Origin of the sequence: Marinobacter zhanjiangensis (assembly GCF_014651935.1) — a bacterium.
Lineage (GTDB): Bacteria > Pseudomonadota > Gammaproteobacteria > Pseudomonadales > Oleiphilaceae > Marinobacter > Marinobacter zhanjiangensis.
On sequence record NZ_BMXV01000002.1, the window covers coordinates 557,256 to 575,922 of the forward strand.

Genomic DNA, 18,667 nt, shown 5'->3' on the forward strand with positions numbered 1-18,667 from the left:
TAAAACAGTGCTGTGCCTGTAATTTTCCCGAGTACTGATGCGTTATGTAGACAAAAGCGGCAAATTTTTGTCGCGCTTTCGCCAGGTCCGGGAAATGGGAAAGAGTCGGGCTGGGCATCCGTCATGCGTATGGTAAACTCCGCTCCCTCAAGCGCCCACGCTTGCCACCTCGTTTTCTGTCCGGTTAGCGAATCCACCAGACAGAACACCGGCCGTCGCGGATAAAGGAAATCACACAACAACATGCGCCTGAAGTCCATAAAACTCGCGGGTTTCAAATCCTTCGTTGACCCCACCACCGTGCCGTTTCCCTCGAACATGACCGCTGTGGTGGGTCCCAATGGCTGTGGCAAGTCCAACATCATTGACGCCGTGCGCTGGGTCATGGGGGAAAGCTCCGCCAAGTACCTGCGCGGCGAATCCATGTCTGACGTGATCTTCAACGGCTCCAGCGCCCGCAAGCCGGTGGGCCAGGCCTCCATCGAACTGATTTTCGACAACTCCGATGGTACCGCGCCGGGGGAATTCGCCCGTTTCAATGAAATCTCGGTACGCCGCCGGGTATCCCGGGAGGGGCAGTCGGATTATTTCATGAACGGGGCCAAATGCCGGCGCCGTGATATTACCGACCTTTTCCTGGGTACCGGCCTGGGGCCCCGTAGCTACGCTATTATCGAACAGGGCATGATCTCCAGGCTGATCGAGGCCAAGCCGGAAGAGCTGCGAGTGTATATCGAGGAAGCGGCCGGTATCTCCAAGTACAAGGAGCGCCGCCGGGAAACCGAAAACCGCATCCGCCGCACCCAGGAGAACCTGGAACGCCTCACCGACCTGCGGGAAGAGCTCGAACGGCAGCTCCAGCATCTGCAGCGGCAGGCCCAGTCTGCTGAACGTTACAAGGAACTGAAAGCCACCGAGCGTCGGTACCGCGCGGAACTGACCGTGCTGCGCTGGCAGGGGCTGGATGACGACCTCAGGCAACGTCGCGAGCAGCTTCGTGACACCGAGCTGGAACTGGAAAAGCACCTGACCGAGCGGGTCAACCTGGAAAGCACGCTGGAGCGTCTGCGGGACGACCACCAGCAGCGCACCGACGAGTTCAACCGCAATCAGGCCCGCTACTATGAGGCGGGTGCCGATATTGCCCGGGTAGAGCAAAGCCTGGAACACCAGCGGGAGCGCAGCCGGCAGGTGGCCACGGAGCTGGACCAGGCCCTGGCCAGCCGTAGCGAAATAGCCCGGGAACTGGACCAGGATGAAGACAAGCTTGTCGCTGTCAATGACGAGCTGGCCAGCGTCGAGCCTGAACAGGAAACCCTGGCTGCCCAGGCGGAGGAATCCGCCATACAGCTGCAGTCCGCCGAAGAGGCCATGAGCGACTGGCAGCAACAGTGGGAAGCCTTCAGTGCCCGTTCGTCCGATACCAGGCGGGAAGCGGAGCTTGCCCAGAACCGCATACGCAACCTTGAGCAGGAGGTTGAGAACCTGCTTGTCCGTCAGCGGCGCCTGGAAGACGAAAAGGAGCTGCTGGATGATCAGCTGGATCGTCGGGAGCTGGATGAACTGCTTGCACAGGAATCGGAACTCGACCTCCGTCGGGAGCAGGCGGCTGAAACCATCGAGGAAGCCACCGACCATCTGCAGGATCTGAAAGGACAGCTGAGAGATCAGGAGCAGCAGGTCAGCGAGCTGAGCCAGCGGGACCAGTCCCTGAGGGCATCCCTGGAATCCCAGCAGGCCCTGCTGGATGAACAGCTGGGGGCCGACGACGATACCCTGCAGCAGTGGCTTGCCGGCGCCGGGCTTTCAGGTGCTCCGCGTATCGCCCGTCAACTGCAGGCCGATCCGGGCTGGGAATTTGCGGTAGAGGAAGTGCTGGGCAATCTCCTGCAGGGGGTTGAAGTGGACAGTCTGGATGCGCTCGGGCGGCAGCTGGATGAAGCGCCGCGGGGGGCAGCCCTGGTCCAGAAGGGATCGGCGGATAGCGAACCGCACCCGGACAGCCTGGCGGCCCGGGTGCGCAATGGCAGCGGTCTTGCGCCATGGCTTGGTCGTGTCAAGACGGTAGCAAGCCTGCACGAAGCCCTGGACCGCCAGCCGCAACTCGGCGATCACGAATCCCTGATCACGGCCGACGGTATCTGGCTGGGCCGGAGCTGGCTGCGCATGCCGGAGTCGGACCGGTCCCGCACCGGTGTGATCGAACGCCAGCAGAAGGTGGAAGAACTGGCCGCCGCCCTGGACGAGGCTGCAAACCGGCTGGCCGAGGCACGGGAACGCCTCGCCGACATCCAGGAGCGGACCTCCGGTGCTGAGCTGCAGCGGGACGAGGCGCAGCAGAGTGCCAATGATATCCAGGCAGAGCTGTCTTCGCTCACTTCCCGGGTCAGTGGCCTGAAGGCCCGCGCTGAACAGATCAACGAACGCCTGCAGCGGATTGACGAGGACGTGGCCGATATTCGGGAACAGCTGGCCATGAAACAGGAAGAGCTGGAAGAGGTCCGGCTGCAATGGGACCAGTCCCTGGCCGAGAACGAGGACACCGAGGCGGAAAAGGAGCGCCTGCTGGAGCAGCGGGATGAACTCCGGGAACGCCTGGATCACCTTCGGCACCAGGCTCGTAGTGACCGGGACCATGCCCATCAGCTGCAACTGCAGATCCAGTCACTGAGCAGCCAGCAGGATGGGCTCAGGCAGACCCTGGAGCGTACGCGGCTGCAGGATCAGCGCCTTGAGGAGCGGCTGGATATCCTGCGGGAGAACCGCGAGAACGCAGAAGCCCCTATCGAAGATCTGCAGATGCAGCTCGAAGGCCTGCTGGACCGTCGTCTGGCCGAGGAAGAAAAGCTCTCTGCCGCCCGCGACGCGCTCGAGGAAATTGACCGCACGGTGCGGGAAAAAGAACAGTTCCGCAGCCAGGCGGAGCATCGCGCCCAGGATATCCGCGGCCAGCTGGAAAAGCTGCGGATGGAATCCCAGGCCCTGGAAATCCGCGCCTCCAACCATCTTGAGCAGCTACAGGAACTTGAGGTCAGACTGGCCGACATTCTCGAGCAGCTGGCGGAAGACGCCACCGAAAAGGGCTGGGCCGAGGAGCTGGAAAAGATCGGAAACCGCATTCAGCGTCTGGGGGCCATCAACCTGGCCGCCATCGAGGAGTACCAGGTACAGAGCGAACGCAAGACTTATCTGGACAGCCAGCACGAAGACCTGATGGAAGCCCTGGAAACCCTCGACAACGCCATCCGCCGAATCGACCGGGAAACCCGTCAGCGCTTCAAGGAGACCTTCGACAAGGTCAACAGTGGCCTCCAGGCCCTGTTTCCCAAGGTCTTCGGTGGCGGCAACGCCTACCTGGACCTGACCGGGGAAGACTTGCTGGAAACCGGCGTGACCATCATGGCGCGGCCACCCGGCAAGAAGAACAGCACCATTCACCTGCTGTCCGGTGGTGAGAAGGCGTTGACTGCGATCGCCCTGGTATTCTCGATTTTCCAACTCAACCCGGCGCCTTTCTGTATGCTGGATGAAGTGGATGCGCCTCTGGATGACGCCAACGTCGGTCGTTATGCCAACATGGTGAAGGAGATGTCGTCTCAGGTGCAATTCATCTACATCACCCATAACAAGATCGCCATGGAAATGGCGAATCAGCTGATGGGGGTTACCATGCACGAACCCGGCTGCTCACGCCTGGTCTCGGTGGACGTGGATGAGGCCGCAGCGTTGGCGGAAGCCTGATCGGAAGGCTTCCCGGACATGAAAAAATGGCCATTTGACAGGCTATTGCGTTGTATTCGTAGTGGTCTTTTCTTAGAGTTACCACTTTAAACGACACTGACAGGATCGGGTAGTTATGTCGCTTCGGGAATGGTTGATGGCCATTGGTGCCCTGATTATTATCGCCATCGTTGTGGATGGTTTGCGCCGCATGCGGCGTGCCCGCAAGGATGCCGCCGCCATCTCCAGCGGCATGGGGGCGGATGATATCGAAGACTCGCCCCTGGATGACGACTTCAACTCGGAGTTGCCCAATGGTGGCGCCCGGCCGATATCAAGGGGCACGCTGGAAGAGCGGGGCTATGTTACGTCTGCCACCACGTCGGATTCACCTGACCACGAGCAGCCGGCTCCGTCCCCGAAGCAGCCGGAATCGCCACGACAGCAGCCGGAACCGGACATGCCATCCTTCTCGGCTTCCGACCCCGAGCCGGAGCCGGAACCTGCCGACCCTCCGTTTGACGAGTCCGTAACCGCCCACGACAACCCGCCGGAAAGTCAGGAAGAGATCGCCAGCGAGCCTCGCACGGTAAGGCGGCCGAAACGCCCTGAGCGCAAGAAATTCATGGGCCGCAAGGACCCGGAACCGCCCATGATCACCGAGGTGGAAGAGGACACCGCGAGCCGGGGCGGCGCCTCCGGCGAGCCCGGGGAGGGCGAGCCCCGGGCCGGAGCCAACCGGCCGCCGGCAGAGGAAGTGATTGTCATCAATATCCTAGCGTCTGAAGAGCGGGGCGATTTTTCCGGTGCCGCCCTCAAGAAGCTGTTTGAAGCCTGTGGCCTGGAACATGGTGACCTGGATATCTACCATCGCCATGAAACCGAGGATGCCACCAGTCCTGTCCAGTTCAGCGTGGCCAACGCAGTCGAGCCGGGCACCTTCAAGCCCGGCGAAATGGAGCAGATGTCGACGCCGGGCATCAGTTTCTTCATGAGCCTGCCGGGACCCACCGACAATATGCAGGCGTTCGATTTCATGCTGGAAACCGCCCAGGCGGTGGTCCGCAACCTGGGGGGCGAACTGAAGGACGAGCGCCGCAGCGTGATGACGGCACAGACCATCGAGCACTGTCGCCAGCGCATTCGCGAATACGAGCGCAAACGTCGTTCCAAACGCTGATCGCCAACCGCACCAGACCAGAGCCATTCCCGGAATCACAGAGACATGAGTCAGACCTCGTCCGTTGAAAGCCGTATCCAGGAACTCCGCCAGGTCATCAATGACCACAATTACCGCTATTACGTTCTGGACGAACCGGCAGTACCGGATGCTGAATATGACCGGCTGATGCGCGAGCTGCAGTCTCTGGAGGATGAGCACCCCGAGCTGATAACGCCGGACTCACCAACCCAGCGTGTCGGCGCCAGTGGTGACAATACCTTTGCCGAGGTCGTCCACCGCCTGCCGATGCTGTCCCTCGACAATGCCTTTTCCGAAGACGAGTTACGGGATTTCGACCGCCGTGTGCGTGACCGCCTGAAAAGGGAAGAGCCGGTAGAATATGTCTGTGAACCCAAGCTGGATGGCCTGGCGGTAAGCCTCCACTACGAGCAGGGCCTGCTGACTCAGGCAGCCACCCGCGGGGATGGCTATACCGGCGAGGACATAACCGCCAATATCCGCACCATTGAATCCGTACCACTGCGCCTGCGGGGACACAAGGTACCGGAGGTGGTGGAAATCCGCGGTGAAGTCTATATGCCCCGGGCCGGCTTCGAGGAGCTGAATCGCAAGCTGGCCAATCAGGGTGAGAAAACCTTCGTCAATCCCCGTAATGCCGCCGCTGGCAGCCTGCGCCAGAAGAGCCCCCGGATTACCGCACGTCGCCCGCTGGAAATGTGCGCCTATAGCGTTGCGGTTCCCGATGAAGGCATTCTGCCGGACACCCATTACGCCTGCCTGCAGATGGTTCACGACTGGGGCTTTCGTATCAATCCGGAAATGAGTCGTGCGACCGGCCCCGAGGAATGCCTTGAAGCCTATGAGGCGCTGTTGCAAAAGCGCGATACGCTGGCCTATGAAATCGATGGCATCGTCTTCAAGGTCAACCGGATCGATTTTCAGCAACAGCTGGGCTTTGTGTCCCGGGCGCCGCGGTGGGCCATCGCCCAGAAGTTCCCGGCCCAGGAGGAGCTGACCGAGCTGCTGGACGTGGAGTGGCAGGTGGGTCGCACCGGCGCTGTCACGCCGGTCGCGCGACTGAAACCGGTCTTCGTGGGTGGGGTGACGGTCAGCAATGCCACGCTCCACAATATGGATGAGATCCGGCGGCTGGACGTCCGCATCGGCGATACGGTCTTTGTCCGCCGCGCCGGTGATGTGATACCGCAGGTGGTCAAGGTGGTGCCCGACCAGCGACCGGATAACGCCACTGAGGTGGAGCTGCCCGACCATTGCCCGGTGTGTGGTTCCGATGTTGTCCAGATCGAGGGCGAAGCGGTGGCCCGCTGCAGCGGCGGTCTGTATTGCCCGGCCCAGCGCAAGGAGGCGATACGCCACTATGCGTCGCGCAAGGCTATGGATATCGAGGGGCTGGGGGAGAAGTGGATCGATATGCTGGTGGAGAAGGAGATGGTTGCGACCGTCGCGGATCTCTATCAGCTTCGCAAGGCGGATCTGGTCCGGCTTGACCGGATGGGTGACAAGTCTGCCGACAATCTTTTGAAGGCGATTGACGGCTCCCGTGAGCCTGAACTCTGGCGCTTTCTCTATGCACTGGGTATCCGTGAGGTGGGCGAGGCCACCGCCAAGGGGCTGGCCATGCATTTCGGCACCCTTGAGAAGATTGCCGGGGCGTCGGAGGAGGCCCTGGAGGAGGTCCCGGATGTGGGCCCGATTGTGGCCGGGCACATTTACAGTTTTTTCCGGCAGCCCCATAACCAGGAAACCATTGATGAGCTGCGTGAGCGGGGTGTCCGGTGGCAGTCCGTCGAGGTAGCAGAACCGGCGGCTCTGCCGCTCAAGGGTGAGACCTGGGTACTGACGGGTACCCTGTCTGAAATGACCAGGGAGGAAGCGAAGGGAAAGCTGGAGAGCCTTGGCGCCAGGGTGGCCGGCAGTGTGTCAAAGAAGACCAGTTGTGTTGTTGCCGGGGAGGCCGCGGGTTCCAAATTGGAGAAGGCTGAGTCATTGGGTGTGAATGTGATGGATGAGGCGCAGTTCCGGGCGTTCCTGGCTGAGCAGGGCCTGGACTGAACCTTTTTTCGTTTTGTTCTCCAGGCGGCGGGCACCCAGGTTGATGCACGTAAGGTGAGGGGTTTTTCCGGGACCTTCAAAAACATGGACGTTTTTGAAGAGCCTCCAGGGAAGGATTCACGGCGTGTCCCGGAAAAGGGTCCCGCCTCACGTGCCCAAACTTTGGTGCAGGCCTCTAGAAAAAAATGCCCTAACTTATACTTCTCCCTCCTGCTGACTGAGGCTCGCATAAAGCCTGAGATAATCCGTGCTGGTAATGATGCCAGTCGGGGTGCCATCGGCCCCGACCACCAGGGCGGCATCCAGTTGGTGGGCCAGCATCAGTCGGGCCAGCTGGTGGGCGTCGGTTTCGGGGGAGGCGGTCAGGAAAGCGGGTAGCTCTATATGCAGGAAGCTCCGGGACACATCCTGATCCCGATTCTCGTGGAGCCAGTTGAGGATCCAGCGGGTATCCACCAGACCACCGACCAGGCCGCCGGAGGTGATGATCATATGGTGAACGCCGTGTTGCTCCATGGTATTCAGGGCATCCGCCAGGGTAGATTCCGCCGGCAGGGTATGGATCCATGGGCTGCACACGCGGCTGACCGGGAGATAGGCGCGTTGCGGTTCCGGCTCGGCCTCCTCCGCCTGGCTGTAATGGGCCACTGCCCGCCGGGCATTGGCTTCCCGCGCCTGCTGGAAGGCGCCATCGGTGATTTCCTCATTGCTCTCCCGCATGGGGTGAGCTTCGCTGATTTCGTCCAGCGCGCCCACCCGTCGGCTGCGAAAGATCTCCGGCAGTCGGGTGCCCGTCGGTCGACCGGGTTCGCTAACGTGTATGGCCATTGCTGCTCCTGAAAGTCCGGTACCCAGGCCCTGGCGAGCATCCCGTCAATCAGAGTGGAACGATTTCGAAGGCGCCTTGACCATTTATACCCCTTTATCGGCCGCGACGACAAAAACTGGACCGCAAATCAGGCAAGCTCGCCTCTGGTGTCACTTGATACGGGTTTCGCCAGACAGCGTTTCGGGTCGACCCTCCGGGCCAGTGAGCGGGGCAGGGCAGCCGGGTGGCCAGTGAGACAGTCTGCCAGGTATTCAGCCAGCAGGGGCGCCCACATCAGCCCCTTGCTGCCCAGGCCTGTAAACAGCCAGGCCGCTTCCAGAACCCGGCCTTCACCGTTGACCATGGGGCCGGCGATAGGCTGATAGTCGTGGGTGGTACAGCGGAAAGATACCCGGCTGGACGCAGACGACGGCGCATCATCGCTGGTGACCATTCCCGGAATCATGTCGTTCAGCCCGGCCATATTCTCCTTGTCGCTGCTGAGCCGCACCCGGGGATCGGCATCGTGCAGGTCAAAGGTGGCCCCGGTAACGGCCATGCCATCCATGGGCGGGTTCAGGTAGCGGGATCCGGCGATTACGGCCTTCGGCGTTTCTGACAGGCTGTCAACGGGCAGGGCGGTGACCTGACCGCGGATGGGTTTCATGCGGAATTCCCCCAGTACCGGCATCAGCTTGCGCGTCTCGTGTCCGGCGGCGATGACCACCGCATCAGCCACCAGGTCCTGGCGGGCCTCTCCGGAGAGGCACCAGCGATTGTTGCAGGGCAGCAGCCGGCTGGCACGGAAGCCGAATTCGGTGCGGATACGTGGGTGGTCCAGCAGTGTGGCACACAGCCGTGACGGCTCCAGCCAGCCGGAACCGGGGAACCAGAGTCCGCCATGGGGGCAGGCAACCCCCGTGAGCGTCCGGGCCTGCCCGGCGGACACGGGAGTCAGTACGCTGGCCGGATACTCGTTCTGCCGGAGAAACTTCTGCTGGCGCTGGCGTTCCTGGTCGGAGCTGCCCATCATCAGCAGGCCTGTGCCATGCCACACACCGGGCGTGTTTAATGGATAGTAGCGTTGGGCATGGAGCAGGGCGGCCAGGCTGAGTCGTGTCTGGTCATTGAGCTGAACGCCCAGTTTGGCGTAGAGGGCGCCCTGGGCATTGCCGGAGGCGCCGGCGCCGGGCCTGTCGCCCTGATCGGCAACGACAACCGACAACCCCCGGTCTGCCAGGTTGCGGGCAAGCAGCGAGCCGGCCACGCCGGCACCGACCACCAGAACAGAGTCTGGCCGGTTGCAGACCGTTCCTGCTTCGGTCGGGAGTTCTCCCCGGAGCATCTCCCGCTTGTGGCCAAAGCCTGCCACGCACTGCATCTGAAAGCCTGCTTCAGCCAGGGTCCGCCGGATACGGCCAACCGCCGTGAACGTGGAAAGGGTAGCCCCGGGGCGGCTATGGCGGCGGACCTGTTCCATTACCCTGTCTTGCCAGATGCCCGGGTTACAGGCCGGGGCAAAGCCATCAAGGAACCAGGCATCGGCGTTGAAGGCCAGATCCTCGAGCGCTTCCAGTCCATCACCAAAATAGAGCGTCAGACGGACCCGGCCGGAATCCAGCACCAGCCGGTGGCTGCCCGCCACCAGCGGCGGATACTGCTGGCAGAGTTCGTCCGCCAGCGGTGCCAGTTCCGGCCACAGGGAAAGGGTCTGGCGAAGATCGTCACTGGTGAGCGGGTAGCGTTCAACGGAGACGAAATGCAGCATGGCTCCGGCCGGGGCCCGCTCCCGGAAGCTCTGCCAGGTCGCCAGAAAGTTCAGGCCGGTGCCGAACCCGGTTTCCGCGACCACCAGGGTATCGCCACCCTGCAGGCGGGCGAACCGTTCCGGCAGCTGGTTGTGCCGGAGGAATACGTGCCGGGCTTCTTCCAGGCCGTCGTCACGGCTGAAATAGACATCACCGAAGCGGGCAGACACGGGCTGCCCGTCGTGCCATTCCAGGATTGCCGGTTCGATGGAGGGCAGCTTCGGACTGTCTCGTTCCATGGCCTATTGCTCGTCGTCGATCAGGCGTATCGATTTGATGATCACCGGGTCGGCCGGTACGTCAGACATGCCCTTGGCACGGGTGGTGTTGGCTTTGGCAATGGCATCCACTGCACCCATGCCGTCAATAACCTTACCAAACACGGTATAGCCCGGGCGCGCCTTGGTGGCATTCAGGTGCGGGTTGTCCATCAGGTTGATAAAGAACTGGGCGGTGGCGGAATCCGGATCGCGGGTGCGGGCCATGGCAAGGGTGCCACGCAGGTTTTTCGCGGTCTGGCTGGACTCATTGACGACGGGATCCCGCGTTTCCTTTTTGCTCAGATCCTGGTCGAAACCGCCACCCTGGATCATGAAACCCGGAATGACCCGGTGGAAGAGAGTGCCGTCGTAGAACCCTTCTTCTACATACTCCAGGAAGTTGGCAACGGTCAGAGGGGCATAGTCAGGGCGCAGGCGCACGGTGAATGCGCCCTCGGTGGTGGATATCCGCACCAGAGGCAGTTCATCGTTGTCGCTGGAAGTCTGCTGGGCCTGAGCGGGTGCGACAAGACCAACCAGGAGCATGGCGAGTGCGATGATCAGCGACCCGAAAGGGCCAGTCCGTTGAGCAGTGGTGGCAGTAATGGCAGTGCGGGCTGAGAGGCGGTCCATGGCAGGCTCCGTTCGGTGGATGACCGTTTGAAGTCTACCAGAATCAGCAGGATCGGTGACCCCGGTAAAAACCAGATTACCAATTCGTCTGGTTTGTTGTAGAAGGTGATACCGGGGTCGCCGACGAATGCGGCGGAATACAGAAGTAGCCTGACTCAGGCGCTGGCAAGCATATTCCTCTGACCAACGGAGGTCTGCTGGCCGGTCGCCCCGTAAAGCTTCTGCTGGCTGGAGCTGCCGCGGAAGATATCGGTCAGTTTCGCCAGCCGTGCCTGCAGGTGGCTGACCACCTTGCTGTTCTGCTGGTTCAGGGCATGGCAATCTGCCAGGGAGGCCTGGGCGGATTCCCAGCGCTGGTAGAGTTCGGTCAGGCCGGCGCTGCGGATAAAGCGGGAAGGGTGGCCCTGGTCGGGTCGGAAGCCCATTTCCACCAGCAGGTGAACTTTCTGGCGGGCGCGATCGCGGATGGCCGTCAGCAGCGTGTTCTTTTGCTCTGTCAGCGGTTCAATACCGCGCACGTCGGCATTGCCCAGCAGGGTCTTTTCTTCCTCGAGCAGTATTTTCAGCTGCCCGAGTTGTTCAATATCCTGGTCAAGAAGTGCCTGGAGCTTGTCTACAGTAGACATGGTTTACCTCACCCAAAAATGCTGTCATCCATCTCAAGCATTTTCTGGGCCACTTTCTCGGCGTCCACCTTGTAGGAGCCGTCTGCCAGCGCAGCGCGAATCTCTTCCACGCGGCTGTCGTCCACTTCCGGGTAGCTCTCCAGTTTGTCACCCATCTGCCGGAGTTCCCTGGCCTGTTTGCTCAGGTTGACGTTCTCCCCACGTGCCGCAGGCGCCTCTCTGGAGGCCTGTTCCGCCGGCGCCGACGGGTTGCCGCTCTTGCTGGCCGGGGCCTTGTCGGTGTTGGTGGTGGGGGAGTTAACCGGGTTGTTGCCGATGCCGCTAAAGTTAACTGCCATGACGATACCTTCTCTTCAATGTGCCGCTCCGTGGCGGGCGAAATTTGACTCTTACCCGTTTATCGACGGGTTTAGCCCTTTCTTGAGTAAAACTTTGTTCATCTTTTGTGGCGCCGTGACACTGTTCACTTTCCGCCCCGCCAGAGGAACTGCCCTCGGCAAACGTTTGCCGTTGCTGGCAGGCCCTTGCCGGTGATTACATGGCGATTTCCACCTGGCCGGGGGCTATCACCCGGGCCCGTACCGTGCGGGCAGAAGACAGGTTTTCCACCAGTACTTGCTCACCTACCCGGGCATCCGCCAGCGCCTTGCCCCTGGTGCGTACGGCAAAGACTCTGCTCCTGGCCGTAATCATAACATGGTCACCCCGGGACACGGCATCCGGGGTAATCACCAGATGCGGAGTGAACGGTGTTCCGGCCCGCACCGGGCGTTTCAGTTCCAGCCCGATCAGGTTGTCGGGGCGGGTAATGGTGCCCTGACGAATGGCGTTCACCACAACCCGGTCGGTAGTGACCATGGCCTGGCTGATGCGATCGCCACGGTTCAGCGGGCGTGCCGAAACCAGGGCGTCGCCATAGATATCCAGCGATACGGAAAGGTACATACGCCAGGGACGCTTGCCCTGGCAGGACACCAGCAGCGAGGGCTGGGTGGTCTGCATCGGATCGCTGCTGAATTCCACCGCAATGCCATCTTGGGCGCAGGGTGCCAGCGACAGCCTGGGGTCCAGCGAGCCAAGGCTGTATTCCGCCTCCAGGTCGTCTGCCTCGAGTTCCCCGGCGTAGCCCTCCATGAAGGCTCGGGCAGCGTCCAGAATATCCTCCGGACCGGTTTTTGCGGCCGCCATGGCCGGGCTCGCGAGAGCAGCGATAAGCACGAGTACAGGAAATATGCGCATTGAGCCGGCTTTGTCCTATGCTGTCAGTGGAAGGCGCCAGCAAAGTCGTCGCTGGTGGCGCCGGAACACCTGTCAAAGGCGCTAAACTTTTCCGGATACCAGCCGTTACACACGCCAGCCGCAAGCAACGCTACAATGCGTGGCCAAAGGCATTTTCCAGGCTGGCGCGTCGGGTTTCTGGCACCCGGATGACGTTTCTGGCCAATCAACCAAAATTAAGCAACTACCGTGCCCATCCCTGATTGCCGAGGGAGCCATGCCGGTAAGCTGCCATAACCACTTCGGGAGTTTCGAATGGCAGGCGTCCTTGACAGTGTTAACCAACGCACCCAGCTGGTGGGGGAGAATCGCCTAGAATTGCTGTTGTTCCGGCTGCAGGGCCGTCAGCTTTATGGCATCAACGTATTCAAGGTCAAGGAAGTACTGCAGTGCCCGAAGCTGACCTCGATTCCCAACAGCCGTTCGGTGGTCCGGGGGGTTGCCCATATACGGGGTGAAACCATCCCCATTATTGACCTTTCCATGGCAATCCGGGGCCCTGGCCTGCCGCAGGAGCAGATGGCCACCAGCTTCGTGATTATTACCGAGTACAACCGTCGCACCCAGGGGTTCCTGGTATCCGGGGTTGACCGCATCGTCAATATGAACTGGGAAGATATCCTGCCCCCGCCCAAGGGGGCAGGTCGTGAGGTCTACCTGACCGCGGTTACCCGCATGGACGATGCACTGGTTGAGGTCATCGATGTGGAAAAGATCCTGTCAGAGGTCTCACCGCTGAAAGAGGACGTCGCGGAAGAAATTCTTTCCAGAAACACCCGTGATCGCAGTGCCTCCCGGCCGATACTGGTGGTGGACGACTCTTCCGTGGCCCGTCGCCAGATGATTCGCTGCCTGACCGCCATTGGTCTGGAGGTTGAATCCCGCAATGATGGCAAACAGGCGCTGGACTACCTGCGTGAGCTGACCGCCGATGGCAGCAAGGTCACCGACCACGTTTCCATGGTGATCTCGGATGTGGAGATGCCTGAGATGGATGGCTACACTCTGGTGGCGCGCTGTAAAAATGACCCGGCACTCAAAGACCTGTACATTATGCTCCACACGTCCCTGAGCGGCATTTTCAATCGCGCCATGGTAGAGAAGGTCGGCGCTGACGATTTCATGGCGAAGTTCAGCCCCGACGAGCTGGCCGAGCGGGTCATGGAAATCCTTGACCGGGAATAACGGTGCCATCCGGCCGCGGCCGTCCGACAGAGCAAGCGACTGCAGAGATTTGATGAAAGCCGATATCACCCCCCAGGAATACGACGCATTCAAAAAATTCCTGCAGGATGCGTCTGGCATTCTGCTGGGCGACAACAAGCAATATCTGGTCAAGAGTCGCCTGCGCCGGTTGCTGGAAGACAACGGACTGGAGTCGCTGGGGGATCTGCTGCAACGTCTTCAGCGGCCCGGGTCGATGCAGCTGAAAGAAACGGTCATCGATGCCATGACCACCAACGAAACACTCTGGTTCAGGGATAATCACCCGTTCCGGATCCTGTCCGAAAAGCTTTTGCCTGAACTGGCCGCCCGCAATACCAGTCAGCCCCTCAGAATCTGGTCAGCGGCCTGCTCCACCGGTCAGGAGCCATACTCCATCGCCATGGCCATTGAGGAGTACAAGCGCTTTCAGCCCGGGCGCCTGAAGAACGACATCAAGATAACCGCCACGGACATATCCAGACCGGTACTGGAAACTGCCCGTCGTGGCGAGTATGAGATGCTCGCACTGGGAAGGGGGCTGTCCCAGGAGCGTTTGCGCCACTTTTTCACGGCGCTGCCCAGCGGCGGGTGGAAGGTGAAGCCCCAGGTCCAGCGAATGGTGGAGTTCCGGGAACTGAACCTGATGGACCGCTACGCACTGGGCCGGTTCGACCTGGTGTTCTGCCGGAACGTGCTGATCTACTTTTCCGCCGAACACAAGCGGGACATCCTCTCCCGTATGCACAGCTGCCTGAACCCCGGGGGGTACCTGATACTGGGTGCGTCTGAATCGCTCAATGGCCTGTCTGACCTGTACGAAATGGTCCAGTGTCATCCTGGTATCATTTACCGCCGTAAGTAATCGACAGGCTTTCAGCGGAGCCGCCCGGATGAATCCCATCAATTTTCGCCACCTTTACTATTTCCGCGTAATCGCCCGGGAAGGCGGAATCCAGCGCGCCAGTGAAGTGCTGGGGCTTACCCCGCAGACGCTCAGCGGCCAGCTCGCTACCCTGGAAAACGAACTGGGTGGTGCATTGTTCCTGCGCCGGAACCGGGCCCTGAAGCTGACGGATTTCGGCCATTCCGTGTACCGCTATGCCGATGACATGTTCACCACCGCCGATTCCCTGGCGGAGATGGTGCGACAGCCACCGGAAAACCGTCCGCTGACCCTGACGGTGGGTTTGTCGGCGTCAATTCATAAACTCATCGGTTACCACCTGCTGGAACCGGCCCTGGGCCTGAGCAGGGAAGTGCGCCTGCACTGCCAGACCGGTGACACAACCAGCCTGCTGGAACGGCTGGCAAGAAAAGAGCTGGAAGTGGTGCTGACGGACCGCCAGCCAGGCTCCGGTGAGGCCGGGGCGTTCAGGACCCATCGCCTGGCCAGCTCGTCCATCTCTCTGTTTGCCTCGCCACCATTGGCGGCGTCGTTGCGGGAAAACTTCCCTGCGAGCCTGGATGGGGCGCCGTTTTTGGCCACATCGGTGGAGGCGCCCTATTTTACGGAACTGATGAACTGGTTTGCCGGCAACCAGGTAAGAGTGCGGGTTGTGGCCGAGGTGGACGACAGTGCCCTGATCAAGGTTTTCGGGCGCCAGGGCCTGGGCTACTTTGCCGCCCCCACAGCGATTGCGGATGAGGTCTGCCGGCAATACCAGGTGGAAACCGTGGCCCGTATCGATGATGTGCAGGATGTGCTCTACGCCGTGACTCGCTCCGGACGGAGCCACCATCCGGCAGTAGAGGCGATCGTGCAGCCGCGACCGGATCTGGGAAATGATTCGAAAAAATCGAACGGAAATACTCAATAAAGTTGATTCATTCCGAGGTTCCAGTGGCGCACTATAGGCCCGTGTTCCACACAGGAGAGCGCCTCATGAAAACCATCCACAAGTTTCGCATCAATCCCGGCAAGGAGCCCACCCGCCTCACACTGAAACGCGGATTCCGCGTGGTCCGGTGTGAATACCTGGTGTCGGAAAAAGGCGTCTTTCTCTGGGTTGAGCAGCCGTTGCAGGTGACCACGCCAACCGTTGAGTGCCAGTTCCGAATTGTGTTTTCAGGTGACCCGGTGCCTGAAACCTACCAATACCTCGGTACGGCACTCGATACGTTCGGGCCGGAGGCGTACCACGTGTTCGAGGTGCGGGCCGACTCTCATGCCAGCGCCGTTGACCAGGCTGAACAGCACACAGCTGACCAGGCGCTGTTCGGTGGGGGCCCCTATCAGGCGGTTGCAACCAACTGAGTGACCAGTACTGAATCCTTGAGGGGCCCTGCGGGGCCCTTTTTTTCGACTTTCCCAGGGAGAGCCTGAATGGTTCTCCTGAGCCACTGATTTCCGAGACTTGTGATGCCGGATATTGTTGTCATGTTTTTCCTGCTTGGCCTGGTGGCCGGCGCCCTGCGATCCGACCTGGAAATTCCCCGGGCTGCCTATGATGTGCTCAGCCTGTTGCTGATGCTCACCATTGGCCTGAAGGGTGGCATGGCCCTGCACGGGAACCTCAGCGTCGGATTATTCGCTGAACTGGCCGTGGTGGCAGCGCTCGGCTTCCTGCTGCCCTTTGTCCTGTTCCCGGTGCTGCGGTACGTGGTCGGCCTGAATGTGGCCAATGCCGCCAGCCTCTGTTGTCACTACGGCTCTGTCAGTGCGGGAACCTTTGCGGTAGCCATGGCCTGGGTGGAGGCACGGTCGCTGCCCACCGGGGGTGAGGTCACACTCTATCTGGTGTTGTTGGAATTGCCGGCAATCCTGATGGGACTCTGGTTCTATCGCCGGTTCTCCGGTCGCAAGGCACCCGGCGAAGGTTCGACCCCGCTGTGGCAGGAAACCCTCACCAATCGCAGTGTGGTACTGCTGGTTGGCGGTGTCATCATCGGTATGCTCTACGGCTATACGGGTGGTGACAAGGTAACAGCGCCACTGACTGAAGCGTTCGCCCTGATTCTGGCATTGTTCCTGCTGGAAATGGGACTCGTCGCCTCGGAGACACTGCGCCGTTTGCGCCCCCGGGACTGGAAGCTGCTGGCCTTTGCCGTGGCAGCGCCGCCGGTGCTGGCGCTACCGGGGCTTCTGGCGGGCGCGTGGATCGGGCTTGAACCGGGCAACCTGGTCATTCTCGGTACGCTGACCGCCAGTGCCTCCTATATTGCGGCGCCGGTGGCGGTACGCCATGCGATTCCGGACGCCGATATCGGTATGGCCATGCTGGCTTCTCTGGGTATGACCTTCCCGTTCAACGTCATGGTGGGCATCCCGCTATATGGGTTGGTCGCCGGCTGGCTCACGGCCTGACCCGAACTGGCGGTACAACCGTTCCAAAGTGCCATTCAGATGCCATACTGGCCTCAGGGACAGACTCTGAAAGGGAGATGACATGACGGAACTTGCACTCGCCGGTATCGCACTGGTGCTGGTGGCGGTCACGGTACTTGGCAGGGTGCCGATACACGACTGGTGGGCAAGAGCCTGTGAATTTCCGCGTATCCAGATAGCGACACTGGCGCTGGTTGTGGCGCTGCTGTCACCGCTGGCAGACCCGCCCTGGTCCTGGTGGGTATTGTTGGCGGCCCTGCTGGTACTGGCTGTTCAGGTATCGTGGATCCTTCCGTGGACCCCTTTATGGCCCCTGCAGGTTCGGCCAGCCGAACGCAGTCAGCAGGACCGGTGTTTTACCCTGATGGTGGCCAATGTGCTGACCTCCAACCGTAACAGCGACGACCTGATCCGCCAGGTCCGGAATCATGAGCCTGACGTACTGCTGACCGTGGAGTCCGATCAATGGTGGGGCGACCGGCTGGACGAGGCCTTTGGCGACTGGCCCTGCATCATCCGGATTCCCCTCGACAACCTCTACGGCATGCACCTGTATTCACGGCTGCCCCTGGAAGAGGCCGAGGTGAAATACCTGATCCAGGACGACATTCCGTCCATCCATGGCTGGCTGCGGCTGCCATCCTCCCACCGGATACGTCTCCATGCGGTTCATCCGCGGCCGCCGGCCCCCAGTGAAAGCAAGGAATCCCTGTGGCGGGACGCGGAGCTGCTGCTCGTCGGCCGGGAAATCCGGGACTCCGGGCACCCCTCGGTGGTGGTGGGCGACCTGAACGATGTAGCCTGGTCACGTACCACCCGGTTATTCTGCAAGGTAAGCCACATGCTGGACCCCCGGCGCGGGCGGGGCATGTTCAGTACCTTTCACGCCGGCCACTGGTTCCTGCGCTGGCCCCTGGACCATGTTTTCACCAGTGAGGCATTCACCGTCCGGCAGATCGAGCGGCTGGATTATTTTGGCTCGGACCATTTTCCCATTCTGGTGACCCTGTGCTACCGGCCGTCTCGTGCCGACGAGAATGAGGCCCCGGAAGCCGATACGAAGGAGCATCAGGAAGCCCGGCAAACAGTCCGGGAAGGAAAAGAAAGGGACCAGGAAACCTGACCGTCATTTTGCGCGTATTAACCGTTTCATCCATCAGCGTTCAAGGATTTTCCATGCGCCTGGCACCACTCCCGATTGTCGCTCTGTCCATTGCAATAACCGGCTGCACCGGCCTTCCGGACGGCATCGAGCCGGTGTCCGGATTCAACGCCGACCGATACCTGGGCACATGGTACGAAATCGCCCGGTTCGACCACTCCTTCGAGGAGGGGCTGACCAACGTCATCGCGGAATATCGCTACAATGACGATGGCAGCATCGAGGTGATCAACCGGGGCTACTCACCGGAAGAGGGCGAGTGGCAGGAAGCCGAAGGCAAGGCCTGGTTTATGGGCGACGAGGATGTGGGCCATCTGAAGGTCTCCTTCTTCGGGCCTTTCTATTCGTCCTACGTGGTGTTCGAGCTGGACCAGGACGACTACCAGTACGCCTATGTCACCGGCTATGACCGAGACTACCTGTGGTTCCTGTCCCGTACGCCAACGGTCAGCGAGCAGACCCTGGAGGATTTTCGCTCGGTTGCCGAGGCAGAGGGTTTTGACCTGGATGAACTCATTATCGTGGAACAGGACCGGAACCTGCCCGAAAGCCAGTCGGACTGACCATACTTTGCGCCAGAGTGAT

The 18,667-nt window shown here is 61.0% G+C and carries 16 protein-coding genes; 10 read left to right on the top strand and 6 right to left on the bottom strand.

The window, feature by feature from the left end; translation table 11 throughout:
• Positions 1 to 243: 243 nt before the first annotated feature.
• The 3 genes from smc to ligA all read left to right on the top strand — a co-directional run bounded on the left by smc (position 244) and on the right by ligA (position 6,976).
• On the top strand, positions 244 to 3,741 hold the full coding sequence (gene smc, locus IE079_RS05985; RefSeq protein ID WP_189574276.1) for a chromosome segregation protein SMC: 3,498 nt from the start codon (positions 244 to 246) through the stop codon (positions 3,739 to 3,741).
• Positions 3,742 to 3,856: 115 nt separating this feature from the next.
• Entirely contained in the window at positions 3,857 to 4,900 is a 1,044-nt protein-coding gene (gene zipA, locus IE079_RS05990) for a cell division protein ZipA (protein ID WP_189574279.1), read from the top strand.
• 45 nt (positions 4,901 to 4,945) lie between these two features.
• Positions 4,946 to 6,976 (top strand): NAD-dependent DNA ligase LigA, encoded by a 2,031-nt coding sequence (gene ligA, locus IE079_RS05995; protein ID WP_189574282.1) that lies wholly within the window; start codon positions 4,946 to 4,948, stop codon positions 6,974 to 6,976.
• Between the two features lie 195 nt (positions 6,977 to 7,171).
• Here the strand turns inward: ligA and IE079_RS06000 are convergent, their stop codons facing one another.
• The 6 genes from IE079_RS06000 to flgA all read right to left on the bottom strand — a co-directional run bounded on the left by IE079_RS06000 (position 7,172) and on the right by flgA (position 12,350).
• The gene (locus IE079_RS06000) at positions 7,172 to 7,804 is read right to left on the bottom strand and encodes a CBS domain-containing protein (RefSeq protein ID WP_189574285.1); all 633 of its coding nucleotides are present in this window, start codon (positions 7,802 to 7,804) and stop codon (positions 7,172 to 7,174) included.
• A 128-nt stretch (positions 7,805 to 7,932) separates the two neighbouring features.
• Positions 7,933 to 9,831, bottom strand: coding sequence for a bifunctional tRNA (5-methylaminomethyl-2-thiouridine)(34)-methyltransferase MnmC2/FAD-dependent 5-carboxymethylaminomethyl-2-thiouridine(34) oxidoreductase MnmC1 (gene mnmC / locus IE079_RS06005; protein WP_189574288.1), 1,899 nt, complete (start codon positions 9,829 to 9,831; stop codon positions 7,933 to 7,935).
• 3 nt (positions 9,832 to 9,834) lie between these two features.
• On the bottom strand, positions 9,835 to 10,485 hold the full coding sequence (locus IE079_RS06010) for a peptidylprolyl isomerase (RefSeq protein WP_227712339.1): 651 nt from the start codon (positions 10,483 to 10,485) through the stop codon (positions 9,835 to 9,837).
• Positions 10,486 to 10,640: 155 nt separating this feature from the next.
• A complete protein-coding gene (locus IE079_RS06015) occupies positions 10,641 to 11,111 on the bottom strand; it encodes a flagella synthesis protein FlgN (protein ID WP_189574291.1) in 471 nt (156 codons plus the stop codon).
• Positions 11,112 to 11,119: 8 nt separating this feature from the next.
• Positions 11,120 to 11,449, bottom strand: a complete 330-nt coding sequence (gene flgM / locus IE079_RS06020; RefSeq protein ID WP_189574294.1) for a flagellar biosynthesis anti-sigma factor FlgM — start codon at positions 11,447 to 11,449, stop codon at positions 11,120 to 11,122.
• Between the two features lie 196 nt (positions 11,450 to 11,645).
• Entirely contained in the window at positions 11,646 to 12,350 is a 705-nt protein-coding gene (gene flgA / locus IE079_RS06025) for a flagellar basal body P-ring formation chaperone FlgA (protein ID WP_189574297.1), read from the bottom strand.
• Between the two features lie 294 nt (positions 12,351 to 12,644).
• Between flgA and IE079_RS06030 the strand changes: the two genes are divergently transcribed.
• The 7 genes from IE079_RS06030 to IE079_RS06060 all read left to right on the top strand — a co-directional run bounded on the left by IE079_RS06030 (position 12,645) and on the right by IE079_RS06060 (position 18,645).
• The gene (locus tag IE079_RS06030; protein ID WP_189574299.1) at positions 12,645 to 13,574 is read left to right on the top strand and encodes a chemotaxis protein CheV; all 930 of its coding nucleotides are present in this window, start codon (positions 12,645 to 12,647) and stop codon (positions 13,572 to 13,574) included.
• Positions 13,575 to 13,626: 52 nt separating this feature from the next.
• Positions 13,627 to 14,457: a CheR family methyltransferase gene (locus tag IE079_RS06035; RefSeq protein WP_189574302.1), complete on the top strand. Its 831-nt coding sequence runs from the start codon at positions 13,627 to 13,629 to the stop codon at positions 14,455 to 14,457.
• Between the two features lie 28 nt (positions 14,458 to 14,485).
• Positions 14,486 to 15,412 carry a LysR family transcriptional regulator gene (locus IE079_RS06040; RefSeq protein WP_189574305.1) on the top strand — a complete coding sequence of 309 codons (927 nt, stop codon included), beginning with the start codon at positions 14,486 to 14,488 and terminating at the stop codon, positions 15,410 to 15,412.
• Between the two features lie 65 nt (positions 15,413 to 15,477).
• Positions 15,478 to 15,849, top strand: coding sequence for a DUF7352 domain-containing protein (locus tag IE079_RS06045; RefSeq protein WP_227712340.1), 372 nt, complete (start codon positions 15,478 to 15,480; stop codon positions 15,847 to 15,849).
• Positions 15,850 to 15,954: 105 nt separating this feature from the next.
• Positions 15,955 to 16,899, top strand: a complete 945-nt coding sequence (locus tag IE079_RS06050; protein WP_189574307.1) for a sodium-dependent bicarbonate transport family permease — start codon at positions 15,955 to 15,957, stop codon at positions 16,897 to 16,899.
• 82 nt (positions 16,900 to 16,981) lie between these two features.
• The gene (locus IE079_RS06055; RefSeq protein ID WP_189574309.1) at positions 16,982 to 18,043 is read left to right on the top strand and encodes an endonuclease/exonuclease/phosphatase family protein; all 1,062 of its coding nucleotides are present in this window, start codon (positions 16,982 to 16,984) and stop codon (positions 18,041 to 18,043) included.
• Between the two features lie 53 nt (positions 18,044 to 18,096).
• Positions 18,097 to 18,645: a lipocalin family protein gene (locus IE079_RS06060; RefSeq protein WP_189574311.1), complete on the top strand. Its 549-nt coding sequence runs from the start codon at positions 18,097 to 18,099 to the stop codon at positions 18,643 to 18,645.
• The last annotated feature ends 22 nt before the right edge of the window (positions 18,646 to 18,667 follow it).